This is a genomic window from Carboxydocella sp. JDF658, assembly GCF_002049395.1.
Lineage (GTDB): Bacteria > Bacillota.
In genome coordinates this window covers 4705-21360 of the sequence record NZ_BDLR01000022.1, presented here as the reverse complement: position 1 = coordinate 21360, position 16656 = coordinate 4705, and the positions used below count along the sequence as shown (strand labels likewise).

At 50.3% G+C, this 16656-nt stretch carries 18 protein-coding genes; all 18 read left to right on the top strand.

The window, feature by feature from the left end:
• On the top strand, positions 1–248 hold a 248-nt coding region (locus JDF658_RS04105; RefSeq protein ID WP_242946606.1), incomplete at its 5' end, for an energy-coupling factor transporter transmembrane component T.
• Positions 239–1066: an ATP-binding cassette domain-containing protein gene (locus tag JDF658_RS04100; RefSeq protein WP_079906551.1), complete on the top strand. Its 828-nt coding sequence runs from the start codon at positions 239–241 to the stop codon at positions 1064–1066. The genes JDF658_RS04105 and JDF658_RS04100, both read left to right, overlap by 10 nt.
• A 166-nt stretch (positions 1067–1232) precedes the next feature.
• Positions 1233–1844: an FmdE family protein gene (locus JDF658_RS04095; protein ID WP_079906550.1), complete on the top strand. Its 612-nt coding sequence runs from the start codon at positions 1233–1235 to the stop codon at positions 1842–1844.
• Positions 1845–1879: 35 nt separating this feature from the next.
• Positions 1880–3490: an ABC transporter substrate-binding protein gene (locus tag JDF658_RS04090; RefSeq protein ID WP_079906549.1), complete on the top strand. Its 1611-nt coding sequence runs from the start codon at positions 1880–1882 to the stop codon at positions 3488–3490.
• 48 nt (positions 3491–3538) lie between these two features.
• Complete coding sequence (locus tag JDF658_RS04085; RefSeq protein WP_079906548.1) at positions 3539–4543, top strand: ABC transporter permease; 1005 nt, start codon at positions 3539–3541, stop codon at positions 4541–4543.
• The gene (locus tag JDF658_RS04080) at positions 4501–5346 is read left to right on the top strand and encodes an ABC transporter permease (protein ID WP_079906547.1); all 846 of its coding nucleotides are present in this window, start codon (positions 4501–4503) and stop codon (positions 5344–5346) included. Before JDF658_RS04085 ends, JDF658_RS04080 begins: the two co-directional genes overlap by 43 nt.
• Positions 5339–7045, top strand: coding sequence for an ABC transporter ATP-binding protein (locus tag JDF658_RS04075; RefSeq protein ID WP_079906546.1), 1707 nt, complete (start codon positions 5339–5341; stop codon positions 7043–7045). Before JDF658_RS04080 ends, JDF658_RS04075 begins: the two co-directional genes overlap by 8 nt.
• A gap of 467 nt (positions 7046–7512) precedes the next feature.
• Complete coding sequence (locus JDF658_RS04070) at positions 7513–7983, top strand: formylmethanofuran dehydrogenase subunit E family protein (protein ID WP_159071770.1); 471 nt, start codon at positions 7513–7515, stop codon at positions 7981–7983.
• A gap of 188 nt (positions 7984–8171) precedes the next feature.
• Entirely contained in the window at positions 8172–9779 is a 1608-nt protein-coding gene (locus JDF658_RS04065) for an acyl--CoA ligase family protein (protein ID WP_079906545.1), read from the top strand.
• 85 nt (positions 9780–9864) lie between these two features.
• The gene (gene sigK, locus JDF658_RS04060) at positions 9865–10575 is read left to right on the top strand and encodes an RNA polymerase sporulation sigma factor SigK (protein WP_078666045.1); all 711 of its coding nucleotides are present in this window, start codon (positions 9865–9867) and stop codon (positions 10573–10575) included.
• Between the two features lie 65 nt (positions 10576–10640).
• Entirely contained in the window at positions 10641–11129 is a 489-nt protein-coding gene (locus JDF658_RS04055; protein WP_078666044.1) for a YqeG family HAD IIIA-type phosphatase, read from the top strand.
• A gap of 44 nt (positions 11130–11173) precedes the next feature.
• Entirely contained in the window at positions 11174–11383 is a 210-nt protein-coding gene (locus tag JDF658_RS04050; protein WP_078666043.1) for a hypothetical protein, read from the top strand.
• 60 nt (positions 11384–11443) lie between these two features.
• Positions 11444–12286: a shikimate dehydrogenase gene (locus JDF658_RS04045; RefSeq protein WP_079906544.1), complete on the top strand. Its 843-nt coding sequence runs from the start codon at positions 11444–11446 to the stop codon at positions 12284–12286.
• A gap of 80 nt (positions 12287–12366) precedes the next feature.
• The gene (locus JDF658_RS04040) at positions 12367–12576 is read left to right on the top strand and encodes a hypothetical protein (RefSeq protein WP_078666041.1); all 210 of its coding nucleotides are present in this window, start codon (positions 12367–12369) and stop codon (positions 12574–12576) included.
• 147 nt (positions 12577–12723) lie between these two features.
• The gene (locus JDF658_RS04035; RefSeq protein WP_078666040.1) at positions 12724–13281 is read left to right on the top strand and encodes a MerR family transcriptional regulator; all 558 of its coding nucleotides are present in this window, start codon (positions 12724–12726) and stop codon (positions 13279–13281) included.
• A gap of 124 nt (positions 13282–13405) precedes the next feature.
• Positions 13406–15118 carry a type II secretion system ATPase GspE gene (gene gspE / locus JDF658_RS04030; RefSeq protein WP_079906543.1) on the top strand — a complete coding sequence of 571 codons (1713 nt, stop codon included), beginning with the start codon at positions 13406–13408 and terminating at the stop codon, positions 15116–15118.
• 15 nt (positions 15119–15133) lie between these two features.
• On the top strand, positions 15134–16219 hold the full coding sequence (locus JDF658_RS04025; RefSeq protein WP_079906542.1) for a type IV pilus twitching motility protein PilT: 1086 nt from the start codon (positions 15134–15136) through the stop codon (positions 16217–16219).
• A 6-nt stretch (positions 16220–16225) separates the two neighbouring features.
• The coding region (locus JDF658_RS04020; RefSeq protein ID WP_200805641.1) for a type II secretion system F family protein at positions 16226–16656 on the top strand (431 nt) is incomplete at its 3' end.

Genomic DNA, 16656 nt, shown 5'->3' with positions numbered 1-16656 from the left:
GGAAAGGCCTCTACCACTGGCGGACCATGAAAACCCTGGGGCAGATGGTAGGGATGTTGTTTTTGCGGGCTGCCGACCGGGGAGACCGGATTTACACGGCTATGCTGGCCCGGGGTTACCGGGGAGAGGTAGCCTGTTGTGTCCGGGTAGCACCGCGCTGGCAGGACTGGCTAACCGGTGCAGCGCTTGTCTCTCTGGGGATATTGCTTAAAATCGCTGAACTAAGCGGGGTGGACAAGTGGCTTTAATTGAAGTTAAAGATCTCTTTTACCGTTACAGGGATGGTACAGTGGCCCTGCGCGGTCTTTCCCTGACCATTCCCCGGGGCAAAAAGGTAGCCATTTTAGGCCCAAATGGAGCAGGAAAATCTACTTTGATTTTGCATTTAAACGGAATTCATCTGCCCCAGCGCGGACAGGTATTGTTTAACGGGGAACCGGTGACGGAAAAAAATTGCTTGTATTTGCGCAGCAAAGTGGGGCTGGTTTTTCAGGATCCCGATGATCAGGTTTTTTCGGAAACCGTCTGGGAAGATGTGGCCTTTGGCCCCTTGAATATGGGGCTGGGAATGGCAGAAATCCACCGGCGGGTGGCTGCTGCTCTGGCGGCAGTGGGGATGACGGCCTATCAGGATAAAGCTCCCTACCATTTGAGCTACGGGCAAAAAAAACGGGTGGCCATTGCCGGCATTCTGGCCATGGATCCGGAAGTGATTATCCTGGATGAACCCGTAGCCTTTCTGGATCCTCAGGGAAAAGATACTCTGTTTCACATTCTGGATGAATTAAACGCCAGAGGCACTACCATCGTGATTGCTACCCATGATGTGGATCTGGCGGCAGAATGGGCAGATCAGTTAATTGTGATTAAGGATGGAACCTGTCTGGCTCAGGGAGGGCCGGAACTGTTAACTGATAAACAGTTAGTAGAGGCTGCTGCCCTGCGTTTTCCCATCATCACCAGGCTCTTTCAGCAGCTGCCGGAATTGCAGCTGGAACAAATGCCGAAAACTATAGCTGAAGGGGCGGCCATTATCAGGAAGCTTTTACAGACAAAAGAACGATGAGAATGAAAAGGTCATGGAGACCTGGTCCTCTGATAAGAGAGGGGTTTCCATGGCCTTTTTCATATATATTCCTCCTTCCAAACCTTCCTTTATGGGCGCAAAGGTTTCGCTCGCCTTTGCGCCGCACTTTAAAAAAGAGTTTCACAAATGAAAGGAGAAGATGCAAATGTGCAGAGAATTAACTCCATGGGAAAAGTGTGTAGAATTTCACGGACATATCTGCCCCGGACTTGCGCTGGGTTTTAAGGCGGCGGTCATAGCTCTTAACGAACTTGGTGTTTCCAGGGCTGCCGATGAGGAATTGGTAACAATTGTAGAAAACGATGCCTGCGGCGTTGATGCTATCCAGGTTTTAACGGGCTGCACCATCGGCAAAGGGAACCTGATCTACCGGGATTATGGCAAACAGGTTTATACCTTTGGCAACAGGAAAACCGGCGAGGCGGTGCGGGTTTCGGTGAAACCCGATGTCATGGGACGCGACCCCGAGCACCGGAAATTGATGGACCTGGTCATAAAAGGCGAAGCAACTGATGAGGAATATGACTGTTTTAAGAAAAAGCACCTGGAGAGGTCGCAAAAAATCCTGGAACTATCCGTTGAGGAGTTCTGTAAGGTGGAGACAGTTAAACTCGACTTTCCCAAGAAAGCGCGCATATTTGACACAATCATTTGTGCTGAGTGTGGTGAAGGCGCTATGGAACCCCGCGTGCGGGTTAAAGACGGCAAGATGGTCTGTCTTGTATGTGCCGGGGAAGAGTATACCAGAGGATGGTAAATCGAACTCGGAGGAGGAGGAGGAGGTATAACTTAATGAAGTGGTTTAAGAAGCAGTTTTATAAAAAGAAAATAGCATTTATTATTTCAATCATGTTGATTATGGTTCTAATCTTTACCGGGTGCAGTAGTACAACACAAACCAAACAAGCTCAGGATGTAAATTCTTCAACCAAAATAGATACTTATACCATAGCTGATCCTACTGGAGACTGGGGCTATCCCACTCCTTACAGCCACTACCAGCGGGGGCCTGGTTATGTCAGGATGAGTTTTATCTTTGATACCCTTGTATGGAAAGACGAAAAGGGTTACATACCGGCCCTGGCTAAAAAATGGGAATATATTGAAGGAGAAAATGCTTACTACTTTGAGCTCAATGAAAAAGCAAAGTGGCATGACGGGCAGAAATTCACCGCCAGGGATGTAGCTTTCACCTTTGATTATACCAGGGAACATCCCTATGCCTGGGTTGATACTACCAAAATAGACAGGGTAGAAATCATTGACGACTACAAGGTAAAGATCTATCTCAGGGAAAAATACGCTCCTTTTTTAAATAACGTAGCCGGAACGATGCCGATAATACCGGAGCACATCTGGAAACAGGTCGAAAAGCCCGAAGAATTTCAAGGACCTGAAGCGGTAATAGGTACCGGACCTTTTAAACTGGCGGATTACAACAAAGAACAGGGGACTTACCTGTACGAGGCCAACCGTGACTATTATTTGGGCAGTCCGCGAGTGGAAAAACTTAAATTTGTTAAAGTCAGTAATGAAATGGCGGCAGCCGCTTTGGAGAGAGGAGAGGTTAATTTTGCCCAGATTCCACCGGAATTGAAAGACGAAGTGGCCAATAAGGGGCTGTCAGTAATAGAGGCACAATCCGATTGGGCCCTGAAACTGTTATTCAACCATCAGAAGGAACCTTTTTCGGCCAGGGAATTCCGGCAGGCTTTGGCTTATGCCATTGACCGTGAACAATTGGTTAATACAACCAGGAGAGGGTATGCCCTGGCGGGTAAACCGGGTCTTCTTCCCCCTGATTCAGAATGGTATAACCCCAATGTAAAAAAATACGATTATAACCCGGAAAAAGCGAAGGAGTTATTAAGTGGGCTTGGATATGAATTGAAAAACGGCTATTTTGTCAAAAACGGGCAGGAGTTAACCCTTGAGCTGCTATGCAGCCCCGACTATGAAAGAGACGGGCAGTTTATCAAACAGCAGTTGGAAAAAGTGGGAATCAAGGTTAACCTGAAAAGTCTGGAAGCCAAAACTCTTGACTCCATGGTGCAGGACTGGAAATTCGATATGGCCCTGTCCGGACACGGAGGACTGGGGGGCGATGCCGAGATTTTAAACAAGGTGATCATAGGCAAAGGGGTTACCAGTACAAGATATACTGAAAGCAAGATTTTAACCGGTCTACTGAAGGAACAGGTTGCGTTTATGAATCCCGACGAGCGCAAAGCAAAAGTGGAAAAAATCCAGGAGCTTTATGCAGAGGAAATGCCTGCTCTAACCCTGTATTATCCGGACCGGTATTACGGCTACGACGGAAAAATCAGGCTGTTTAATACAAAGAAAGGAATCGGTTTTGGAGTACCCCTGCCGTTAAATAAATGGGCTTTTGTGCGCCAGTAGCCGCTGGATGCCGGTAATTGTATAACGGTGAAAGGCGGAGGCAAATTAATGATCAAGTTTAACGAAGTCACTAATTACCTGGTAGCCTTTTTCATTATTATTTCACTTAATTTTTTGCTTCCCCGGTTAATGCCCGGAGACCCTTTAACAGCTATTTACGGAGAGGAAGCCATGATTCAGATGACCCCGGAGTTGAAGGCGCGGCTGGTCGAGCGTTTTTCCCTCGACCGGCCCCTCGCGGAGCAATTTGGTGCTTATTTGTTGTCGCTGTTGAAAGGAGACTTGGGCTATTCCTATTTTTATAATGCTCCGGTAACCAAAGTTATATTGGGAGCGCTTCCCTGGACTTTCCTTTTGGTAGGAACAGCAATAAGCATTTCGACAATTATCGGTACCCTGCTGGGGATAGAATCGGGTTGGCGGCGAGGCCAAAAGATTGACCGGGCCTTGCTTGCCGGAACTATGTTTTTGGACGGTTTACCCGATTTTTTTCTCGGGATGGTTTTTTTGATTCTGTTCGGGGTGGTTTGGGAAATTTTCCCCCTTAATGGGGCCATGACTCCCTATGCCGGTTATGCGGGTATAACTCTTGTAGTCGATGTATTAAAACACCTTGTATTGCCTGCCGTTTCACTGACTTTGGTAAACCTGACCGGTTCTTATCTCCTGGCTCGAAACAGTATGGTAACCACCCTTGGTGAGGCTTTTATCCTTACCGCCAGGGCCAAAGGCTTAAATGATCAGGTAGTAAGATACCGGCATGCCGGAAGAAATTCATTGCTGCCGGTAATTACCCATACGGGTATGCAGGTCGGCAGGATGCTGACCGGGGCTCTGTTTATCGAAACGGTTTTTTCCTACCCTGGGCTGGGGCTCTTGATTCAAAAAGCCCTGCAAACCAGGGATTATCCCCTTTTACAGGGAGTTTTCCTTGTGGTAGCAGTTTTTGTCTTAACAGCCAATTTTTCTGTTGATATGTTATATAAAAAGATTGACCCGAGGTTAAAATCATGCACATTAAATACTGGCAGGAGATTAAATCCAACAATTTAGGTCGCCTTGGTCTGATTTTATTGACGCTAATAGTCGGCGCTGCTGTTTTTGCGCCTGTACTTGCTTCTTTTAACCCTACAGAACAGACAACGGCTTCTTTCCGGCCTCCTTCCAGGGAACATTTGCTAGGCACCAATGATGTTGGGCAGGACATTTTTGCGGGGCTGTTATATGGCGCTCGAACTTCCCTGCTGGTAGCCGTTACCGTAGCTTTATTCTCTACGGCCATAAGTAGTGTTGTCGGGGCGACGGCGGGGTTTCTGGGCGGGTTTTATGAAAAAGTGGCAATGCGGGTGGTAGATGCCCTACTGGTAATTCCCCCAATGCTAGTGGTTATCATAATAGCCGCTTATATCCAGCCAAGCTCGTGGTGCCTGATACTGTTGCTGTCATTGCTTACCTGGCCCGGCGGCGCCAGGATTATCCGGTCTCAGACCCTGGTTTTAAAAGAAAAAGCCCATGTCCGGGCTGCTCGAACTTTTGGAGCCGGGCCGTTGTATATATTAAGACGCCATATTATTCCTGACCTCGGTCCTATACTTGTGGCTAACCTGGTTCAGGGAGCGCGGCGGGCCGTTTTTATGGAGGCCGGGCTGTCCTTCTTGGGGGTAACGGACCCTACAACCGTAAGTTGGGGGAAAATGCTATATCATGCATTAAAATACGTTTATCTTGATGTATGGCAGTGGTGGCTTATACCGGTAGGTGTATCCCTGTCAGCGACTGTTATGGCTTTTACATTTATCGGTTATGCCCTGGAAGAGGCCATGGACCCGAGGTTGAGGAGGGGAAGGCATGCTTGAAATCAGAAATTTATCGGTAAGTTTTGGCCAGACCAGGGTTTTGAACAACATCAACCTGACCCTGACCAGGGGTGAATCTCTTGCTTTAATAGGGGAATCAGGCACAGGAAAAACCACTTTGGGCCGTAGCATTATTGGTCTTAGCGATGGGGCATGTACCGGTGAAATACTTTATGAGGGGCGTAACCTGCTGGGGCTGGCTGCCGGGGAAATGGCCAAAATCAGGTGGAATCAGGTTGCCATGGTCTTTCAAAACGTAGAAAATGCCCTGAACCCTTTGTACACTATACTCGATCAGGTTATGGAGCCCATGGTGGAACACGGTTTGTTTAACAGGCGGGAAGCCCAAATAAGAGCCGGGGAGTTATTAAAAAGGGTCGGGATTTCCCCTGATTTTCATTTTTTCTACCCGCATCAGTTAAGCGGCGGACAGAAGCAGCGGGCGCTTATTGCCATGGCTTTGGCTAATGAGCCGGAACTGCTGATTCTGGATGAGCCCACTTCGGCGCTTGACCCCATTACGAAGGCAGAGATTATTAAAATGCTGCAGCAAATTGGCCGGCAGCACACGATGCTGGTGATTACCCACGATTTTTCCACAGCAGCCGCTCTAACCCAAAAAACTGCCGTTTTATATGGGGGCAGAATAGTGGAACTGGGGCCCACGGGCGCAATCCTGTTCAGCCCTAAACATCCCTATACCAGAGGGCTGTTGCGCGCCTATCCGAATATGACCACTACCAAGGACCTGCAGGGAATTCCCGGCAGGCTTTCAAGGCCGGCCAGGGGTTGCCCCTTTGCGCCGCGGTGCACCCAGAGTAAGCCCGTTTGCAGTCAGACATGCCCTGAGTTAATAGAAAATGACAGGCGTATGGTGGCCTGCCATTTGGGGGGGATAGTTCCGCTGCTGGAAGTAAAAAATGTAGGCAAGTCTTTTGGCCGTCTGCGCGCAGTGGAAAAAATAAATCTTACCCTGTATGAGGGGGAAACGGTAGCCCTTGTCGGCGAAAGCGGATCGGGAAAAACGACGTTGGCCCGGATTATAATGGGCAGCATTGAACCGTCAGAGGGGCTAATTTTTTTAAACGGCCGGCCGGTTGAGCGGCGTGGTAAAGATTTTTACCGGCAGGTACAGATGATTTACCAGAACCCCTCTGAATCCATAAGTCACCGGCAAACGGTCCTGGAAGCTGTGAGTGAACCATTGGAGATACACAAAATAGGTGACCGTATGGAGCGCAGGGAAAAGGTAAAATGCGTGCTAGAAGAAGTGGAGTTACCCGCTACAGAGGAGTTCCTGCTGACCTACCCGCACCAACTAAGCGGCGGCGAAGCTCAGCGGGTGGCTATTGCCAGGGCATTGATACTGGCTCCCAAATTACTCATAGCCGATGAGCCGACTTCGGCTCTGGATCCCAGTGTCCAGGCCAAGATACTAAAACTGCTCCTAAATCTCCAGGAAAAAAAGGGGCTAAGTTTGCTGTTTATTACCCATGATATTGCCCTGGCCCGGAAGGTGAGCGACCGGATTATTGTTCTCAGGGAGGGCAGGGTATTGGAAGAAGGGCCTTCCCACCGTGTCACTTCTAAGCCCAAACACCCGTATACCAGGAGCCTGTTGGCCGCCGCTCCCTCATTGGATGTCAACAGGGAATGGCTTGCTTTACAGGATAATGTTGAGAAATGTTCAACCGCATAGACCTGTTCCGGCAATGAAACTGATTTCCGGGCAGAAGCCTGGGCACAGGCCAAGAATAACCGTCGGAAACAAAACCAACCTGCCTATATCTTGCAAAGAACGGTGGCAATGTGGAATAACCGGGCCGGTCGTTTTGCCAAAATACAGCAAAAAAGGACTCCCAAACCAGGATTGAAGCGGCTCTGGCATTTTTTGATTATTGTGGGGTAAAAACAGCAGGAATGACGGTGTTGGATATCGGTTGCGGTCCCGGGAACTACACCATTCCTTTGGCCAAAAGGGCAGCCCATGGGAGGAAGTTGGACTGGACAAAGAAGGATGGTCCGGCAAGTTTGATCTGGTGTTTGCTTCCATGACGCCAGGTATAAATGATAAAGAAACACTGGAAAAAATGATTTCGGAAAACCTGGGCAAATAGTGTAAGTTGTGTTATAATCGCCATAGCAAAAATATGAGGAGCGATGGCGATGTGTACAGAACTGACCCCCTGGGAACGAGTGGTACAATTTCATGGTCATGTCTGTCCGGGCATTGCGGCTGGTTATCGGGTGGCCATGCGTATGCTGCAGGAATTAGGACGACAATATCCACCGGGGGATGAGTGCATTATCAGGGCGGGTAAACGTTTTTGCGGTTTGGATGCTCTGCAGCTGTTGCTGGGGGCAACCTATGGCAAAGGAAATTTGCAGGTTGAGGCTGAGGACAGATACCATTTTGAACTATCATTGCCAGGACAGAGTTTAAGGATTGAGCTGGAGCTAACCCCCCGGTTAGCTGTTTATGAGGAACAATGGCAACAATTGTTTCAGGAAAAACTGAGCCCAGTAAAAAATGGAAGAAAGTCAGAAATTATTGCTGAAATGGTGGAACTGGCCCAGCAAGTCATGGATCTGGAGGATGAGGAGTTTTTCCTCAAAGTGGAAACCAGGCAGGAATAACTGCCTGGCTTATTTTTTGTCCGTGAACAGAAGACATGTAAAGAATAGGCACAAAATGAATATCCATTCAATAATTAATATAGACCGTTCAGGGGGAAAATCCGGCCTTTAGGCAAAAGTTGGTGAGAAAATTGGTGGAATTGTTTAGATTTATTGACAGGAGGACAAAGATAGGGGGAGGTTTTAAAATGGGAGAGAAAAAAGTCTATTATGCTCCACTAACTCCACTTAGTTTTTTAAAACGCAGTCTCTATGTATTTCCGGAAAAAACGGCGGTAGTATACAATGACCGGCGCTATACTTACCGGGAATTTGCCGCCAGGGTCAATCGCCTGGCCAGTGCCTTGAAAAGCCTGGGAATTGAGAAAGGGGACCGGGTGGCCTTTCTTTGCCCTAATATTCCGCCCATGCTGGAAGCCCATTATGGTGTACCGCTGGCGGGAGGGGCGTTGCTCAGCCTCAATATCCGTCTGGTTGCCCATGAAATTAAATATATCCTCAATCACTCGGAAGCGAAAGTGCTGTTCTTTGATGCCGGTTTGGCCCATGTGGTTGAGCCGATTATGAAGGAACTGCCGGCAGTACAGCATTTTATCAAAATCTATGATGGCGAAGAAACTGCACAGATTGATGTCATAGAATACGAGGAATTCCTGGCCCGGGGCAGTGAGGAAGAAATCCCCATTCCCGTCGAAGATGAATTGGAAATGATCGCTCTTAATTACACCAGCGGTACTACCGGTTTGCCTAAAGGGGTAATGTATTCCCATCGGGGCGCTTACTTGAATGCCCTGGGAGAAGCGCTGGAGGCCGGGATGAATTCCCGTTCCGTCTATCTCTGGACCCTGCCCATGTTCCACTGCAATGGCTGGTGCTTTACCTGGGCGGTAACAGCGGTAGGTGGTACCCATGTCTGCTTGCGCAAGGTGGAACCGGATCGTATCTTTGAATTGCTGGTCCAGGAGAGGGTAACCCATCTCTGTGCTGCACCTACCGTGCTGGTGATGATGACCAACCATCCCAGAGCACAGGAGCTAAAGCTTGAGCAACATCTGCGCATCCTGACTGCGGGAGCACCACCTTCTCCTACGGTGATCAAGAATGCTGAGGCTATGGGAGCGGAAGTCATCCATGTTTATGGCATGACCGAGACTTATGGTCCTCATACCCTGTGTGAATGGAAAGCGGAATGGGATGAACTGCCGGCAGAGGAAAGGGCCAGATTGAAAGCACGGCAGGGAGTGCCTTATATCACCTCTGTGGAAATGATGGTAGTCAACAAGGATATGCAGCCTGTGCCCAGAGATGGCCAGACCATGGGAGAAATCGTCTTCCGGGGCAATAATGTCAACTGTGGCTATTTTAAAGACCCGCAAGCCACCGCTCTGTCTTCCCTGGGCGGCTGGTTCCACAGCGGCGACCTGGCTGTGGTCCATCCCGATGGTTATATCGAGATCAAGGACCGGGGCAAGGATATTATCATTTCCGGTGGGGAAAACATTTCTACAGTGGAAGTAGAAAATGTCATCTACCAGCATCCGGCGGTGATGGAAGTGGCAGTAGTGGCCATTCCGGATGAGAAATGGGGTGAAGTCCCCAAGGCCTTTGTCACCCTGAAGCCCGGGATGACAGCAACAGAGGAAGAGATTATCGTGTTCTGCCGGGAACGGATGGCCCGCTTCAAGTGTCCGAAAAAGGTGGAGTTTGGCGAATTGCCCAAAACCGGTACCGGCAAGATCCTGAAATACATCCTGCGGGAAAAAGAGTGGGCTGGCCGGGAACGCCGGGTAAATTAATCTTTTTAGACAGGCACCGGACAAAAAGCATCTCCATATCCTAGTATTACCCTTGTTGTGGTAAGCGGGATAGGAGGTGCTTTCTATGTCTGGCTGGCTGGTGCTTTCGGTCTTATCCCTGATTAATGGTATTCTCCTGCTGGTATCCTATATTACCAGTAACACTTTTCCTCAGCCTTTAACTCCGGAAGAAGAGGCTTATTATCTGGAGCGGCTGGAAAAAGGGGACCGGGAAGCCCGGAATATTTTAGCGGAGAGAAACTTGCGGCTGGTAGCCCATATTGTGAAAAAGTTTGAGGGTACTGGAGAAGATAATGATGACCTGATTTCCATTGGCACCATTGGTCTGATCAAGGCGATCAATACCTACAGCCGGGATAAGGGGACCAAACTGGCTACTTACGCTGCCCGCTGCATAGAAAATGAAATTTTAATGCATTTACGGGCCACCAAAAACCGGCGCCAGGAAGTTTTTCTGGATGACCCCATTGGCCAGGATAAAGAAGGCAATGAAATTACCCTCAATGATATCCTGGGTACCGATCCGGATGAAATCAGCCTGATGGTGGAAAGGGAATTTGATAATAAACAGCTGCTTCAGAAGGTGAAAGGCCTGTCCAAGCGGGAACTGGCGGTGCTGGATATGCGTTTTGGCCTCTTCGGCGGGGAGGAACGGACCCAGAAATATATTGCCCGTTTGCTGGGAATCAGCCGCTCCTATGTCTCCCGAATAGAAAAGAGAGCCATCAACAAGCTGCTAAAGGAATATCAGCAGGAGCGCAAGTTGAAACATTGACTCTGGAATTTGTGCCTCCGTTATTTTTTTGTTATCATAAAAAGAAAAAACAACGGAGGCGGAGTATGGGACACTGGTTAGTTCCGGATGCGGTTTTTGGCAAGTTGACGGAGATCAGTCCGGAATTTTTTTACGAAAAAGGGATTAAAGCAGTTTTGCTGGATTTGGATAATACCCTGCTGCCCTGGGCAGAGGGGATTTTTCCGGAGGAGAGCTTGCGCTGGATTGAGGAAATGAAGGCGGCGGGGCTTTTGCTCTGCCTGGTTTCCAATAACAAACCGGAACGGGTAGCTCAGCTGGCCGGGGAGCTGGGGATCCCGGGGATTTCTCAGGCGGTTAAACCGCGGCGTAAAGGGTTCCGGCAGGCCCTGCGGCTGCTGGCAGTGAAGCCAGAGGAGACGGCTGTGGTGGGGGACCAGATCATGACTGATGTGCTGGGGGGGAATCGGGCCGGTCTCTTTACGGTGCTGGTCAATCCCCTCAGCCCTGTAGAACATAAGGGGACCTACTTTTTGCGCTGGCTGGAAAGGGTTTTGACTGGCCGGCGGGTTTAAACCTGAATTGAAGCGGGCATAATGGCAAAAGGGAGGTTATGGCAATGGAGACCTTTAGCTGTTATGTCCCTTACCAGGAAATTGATAATGGCTGGGCCCTGCTGGCCCGCATCCGCGCTGAGGTGGCGGAAATACGTCAGCAACACCCGGAACTGGAAGCTTACCAGCTGGTGGACATGGGCATTGTTGACAGGAATACGGGAATTGAAGTAAAATTATATTTTTCTCCGGAAAAGCAGGAATTTTTTATCTAAAGAGCGAAAAAAGGAAGGAGTACCTTCCTTTTTTCTTTTCTGGCCAAAGGGGAGAAGATTATGTGGATTGATGGCAAGACCCGTCTGGTAGGTATAATTGGACAACCGGTGGAACACTCCAGATCGCCCTTGATGCATAATACTGCTTTTCAAGCTTTGGGCCTGAACTGGTGTTATGTTCCACTACCAGTGGCTTCGGACCAGGTGGCAGCGGCGGTAAGGGGATTAGTGGCCCTGGGCTTTGCCGGAGCCAATGTCACTATTCCCCATAAGGAAGCAGTTCTGACTCTGGTGGACGAGCTGGACCAGGCGGCGGCTACAATTGGAGCAGTGAATACACTGGTGATCAAAGAAGGACGAATTTGGGGTTATAACACCGACTGGCTGGGGGTAAAGGCCACTCTGGACCATATCAAGGCTATACCCGCTGGTAGGCGGGTGCTGGTTTTAGGAGCAGGGGGCTCGGCCCGGGCGGTGGTTTATGCCCTTGCACAGGAGGGGGCCGGGGAAATCCTGGTGGCAGCCCGACGGCCGGAGGCAGTAGGGAGTTTACAGACCATCGCGGCAGTAACTTACATACCGTGGCAGGAGCGGGCTTTAGCCCGGGTTGCGGCAGAGGTGGAGATTATTATTAACACCACGCCTTTAGGTATGAGTCCGGAACCCCATTTATGCCCACCTTTGCCGCCAGAGGTTTTTGGCAGACAGCACAAGGTTTTCGACCTGATTTATAATCCGCAGGAGACCCGCTTACTGGCCAGGGCCAGGAGTCGGGGGGCTACTACAGTAAATGGTATCTTGATGCTGGTGGAACAGGGACGGGAGGCTTTCCGGCTCTGGACGGGAATGGAGCCTCCGCTGGAGGTGATGTTGACAGCTCTGGGTATCAGTGAACAAAATTAACAAATTTGTCACATTTGCCATTACAATTATGTGATATAATCTATTTGTATCGGTTTACCTGGAATGGGAGGGGTGTTCCGGTGGCGAAAAGAAACGGCCAATCCCGTTTTGCCTTTCAGCTTTGTCCCCAGTGCGGCAGTAAAAACATTGGCCGCATTGCCAAACAAACCTATTTTTGCCGGGATTGTTTTACGGAAATCGTGGAAAAGAAACAGGGCCAGTTGTCAGAACGGCTGACCCTGCTGGAAATACTGGAAGATGGTTCGGTGCAGGCCATTGGTGAGATTTAAGAGGGCGGGAGCTCTCTTTTTTGTTTATGGCGAAAAATGCTGAATCGAGACGGAAAGTTTTCTGGCACAGGCGCAAGAAATGGCAAATTTTACTGGGCTTAATCTGTTAAAATATTGCAGTAAATAAAGGGTCGGAGGTGAAAATCGGTGGAGGCAGAACTGGAGAAAGAATGGGATGATGCGGAATTATTAGCGGGAGAGGGACAGGCCCTGGAAGCTGAAGGAGAACAGCTATTGACTTTAAAGCAGGTAGCCACCATTTTGCAAGTGGAGTGCAGTACGGTCAGGCACTGGGAAAAGGAATTTGCCGAGTATATGGGGAAGGCGGTGCTGATTAACCAGAAAAAGCATTATACTACCAGACAGCTGGAGGTTCTGACCAAAATCAAGGAGTTGTTGCAAACAGAACAGTATACCATCAAGGGAGCTAAACGCCGACTGGAACTGGATAATGTACTGGCAGCTTCTCTGGGGGTGGAGCATAATTTTAAGACAACGGTATTTATTATGTTCAGTGCCATCATGCAGGAATTGCAGGCTGCCCGCCAGGAGAGCCGGGAACTGGCCCGGGAGGTGGCCCGCTTGCGGGAGGAAAAGAACAGGGTAGAAGAACAGCTGGCCGCAGCGGAAAATCGCGGTCTCCTGGATTATCTCTGGCGACGCTGGCCAAAGGCAAGGACAGCGGAAGAACAGGGACGGGCATAATGCCCTATTTTTTTACGCTATTTCCAGAAAATAATCTGAAATAAAGCAGGATTTTGCCGAAGGTATGTCTAATATAGCATTTAATTGTGACAAATTGTGCAGTTCAGGGAAGTAGGGGTGAAAAATGTATTTTCCTACCCGCAAACGTCTGGGCGATATTTTAAAAGATGCCCATCTTATAAATGAACAACAATTGCAGCTGGCTTTGCAGAAACAAAAGGAAAGCGGAGAAAGGCTGGGGACCTTGCTGGTCAAGATGGGGATGGTCAAGGAGGAGGAATTGATTCAGGCCCTGGAGCAGCAACTGGGAATTCCGGCCATCCGGCTCAGCCGCATGCCACTGGAAGCAGAAGTGGTAAGACTGATTCCGGAAGCCCTGGCCCAGCGCTACAAAGCCATTCCTATCCGCAAGCAAAACAACCGGCTGACCGTTGCCATGGCTGATCCCTTGAATGTCTTTGCTATTGATGATATTCGGCTTTCCACCGGTCTGGAAGTAGAACCGGTGATCGCCCGGGAAAGTGAGATCAATGCGGCGATTAACCAGTATTATGGTTTGACAGATTCCCTGGAAAAAATTATTGAAAACCTGGATGAAGAGGAATTTGCCGAAGAGGAACTGGGGCTGGACCAGCTCAAGGAACTGGTGGAGGATGCGCCGGTAGTCAGGCTGGTCAATACCGTCATCCAGCAGGCAGTGCGCAACCGGGCCAGTGATATTCACATAGAGCCCCAGGAGAAACAGCTGCGCATCCGCCAGCGGGTGGATGGAGTTTTGCAGGAAATGATGACCTTACCCAGAAAAATGCAGGCTCCTGTCATCTCCCGGGTCAAGATCATGGCCAACCTGGATATTGCCGAACGGCGCATACCCCAGGATGGTCGGATTCAGCTGACGGTAGAACATAAAGAGATTGACCTTCGCGTTTCCACTTTGCCCACAATTTACGGGGAAAAAGTGGTGCTGCGGATTCTGGACAAATCCCGGGGACTGCTTGGCCTGTCCGATCTGGGTTTGGCCCCGGAAAACCTGCAGCGATTCGAACAAATCCTCAAACATCCCAATGGCATTTTTCTGGTTACAGGGCCTACGGGCAGCGGCAAGACTACGACCCTTTATTCTCTGTTAAAACAAATCAACAGTCCGGAGCGCAATATCGTGACCCTGGAGGACCCGGTGGAATACACCCTGGAAGGGATAAACCAGGTCCAGGTCAATCCTAAAACTGGCTTAACTTTTGCCGGTGGGTTGCGTTCTATTTTGCGCCAGGACCCGGATGTGGTGCTGGTGGGGGAGATTCGGGATACGGAAACCGCCCAGATCGCCATACAGGCAGCCATGACCGGGCATCTGGTTTTCTCTACCTTGCACACCAACAGTGCGGCGGCCACCATCAGCCGCTTGCTGGATATGGGAATCGAGCCCTTTCTGGTAGCCACTGCCTTAACAGGAGTGGCGGCCCAGCGCTTGGTGCGTTCCCTTTGCCCGGAATGCCGCCAGGAACACTGGTTGCCGGTGAAATGGCTGGAAAATCTGGGCCTGTCGGAGGATGTCTGGCAATATGCCCGGCGGGAAGGAGAGCGGGTACTGGTCTATAAACCGGGACGCTGTACCCTATGCAACAATACCGGTTACATTGGCCGGATCGGTATCCATGAGGTGCTAATTATGTCTGATAAACTGCGGGAACTGGTGGTGCAGAAAGCGGCCGCCAGCAAGATTGAGCAGCAGGCTGTAGCGGAAGGAATGATCACCCTGCGCCATGATGGGGTAAGAAAGGTCTTAAGTGGCCTTACCAGTCTGGAAGAAGTGATGCGGACAGTATTTGTGGACTAGTCAGGGGGGCAGAAGATGGAGCGAATCGCAGGCAGAGACTGGCAGACAGCCAGCGAACTTTTGCAATTGGCGGTGGAGCTGGGAGCATCGGATGTCCATATCTCCGTTGATGTCCCGCCGGTTTTCCGCATCAATGGCAAACTGGCCGCTATAGGGGAAAGACGCCTGAGCAGGGAGGATACCCTGCGCCTGGTCAAGGAAGTGATGACCGAAGAACAGTTTACCCGCTTCAAGGAGAGCGGTGAACTGGACTTTTCCTATAGTGTTCCCGGCTTTGGCCGCTTTCGGGTCAATACCTATTTCCAGCGGGGTTCGGCCGGGATGGCGGTGCGCGCTATTCCCTTTCAGATCCCCAGCCTGGAACAACTGGGCCTACCCTCAGTGGTAAAGGAACTGGCCATGCGGGAACGGGGACTGGTGATTGTAACTGGTCCTACGGGCAGCGGCAAATCCACTACCCTGGCTTCCATGATTGATTTAATCAATAACACCCGGGACTGCCATATCATGACACTGGAAGACCCCATTGAATATCTGCATCGCCATAAAAAGAGTATAGTCAACCAGCGGGAAGTTGGTTTTGATACCAAATCCTTTGCCAATGGCCTGCGGGCAGCCCTGCGCCAGGACCCGGATGTGATCCTGGTAGGGGAGATGCGGGATCTGGAGACCATATCCACGGCGGTTACAGCGGCTGAAACCGGGCATCTGGTGCTGGCTACCCTGCATACCTCTGATGCTCCTGGCACCATTGACCGGATCATCGATGTCTTTCCGCCTTACCAGCAACAGCAGATTCGCATTCAGCTGGCAGCCACCCTGCAGGGAGTAATTGCCCAGCAACTGGTACCTACCGCTGATGGCCGGGGCCGGGTGGCGGCAGTGGAAGTGCTGATTGTAAACAGCGCCGTGCGCAACCTGATCCGGGAACAAAAAACCCATCAAATTTATTCCATTATGCAGACTAATGCCCGTTTGGGAATGCAAACCATGGACTTTTCCCTGCGGGAGTTGTATTATCAGGGTAAGATCACTCTGGAGGAAGCCATAAAACGGGCCCTGGATCCCGATAACTTCCTCCGGCTGGTGAACGGGATGTGAGGCTAGATGAATTTGCAGTTTGAATACCAGGTACGGGACCGGCAGGGCCGGATCTTATCAGGAGTGGTGGAGGCGGATAGCCGGGAGACGGTGATTCAGCGCCTGCGCCGGGAAGGATATATCGTTACCTCTGTGAAACAAAAAGAGGTTGCTCCTTCGGTGGGGGAACTGCTGGCCAGTTTGCGCCCGTTGCCCATTAAAGAGCTGGCCCTGTTTAGCCGCCAGTTTGCCACCATGATGGCTGCCGGTTTGAGTTTGCTCAAGTGCCTCAGCATCCTGCAGCAGCAAACCAGCAATAAACGGCTGGCGGAAGCGGTGGCCGAAATTCGGCGGGATGTGGAGGGAGGTTCCACCCTCTATGGGGCCATGCAGCGCCATCCCCGGGTTTTTCCCGAGCTTTATGTCACCATGCTGCGGGCCGGGGAGATCGGCGGGGG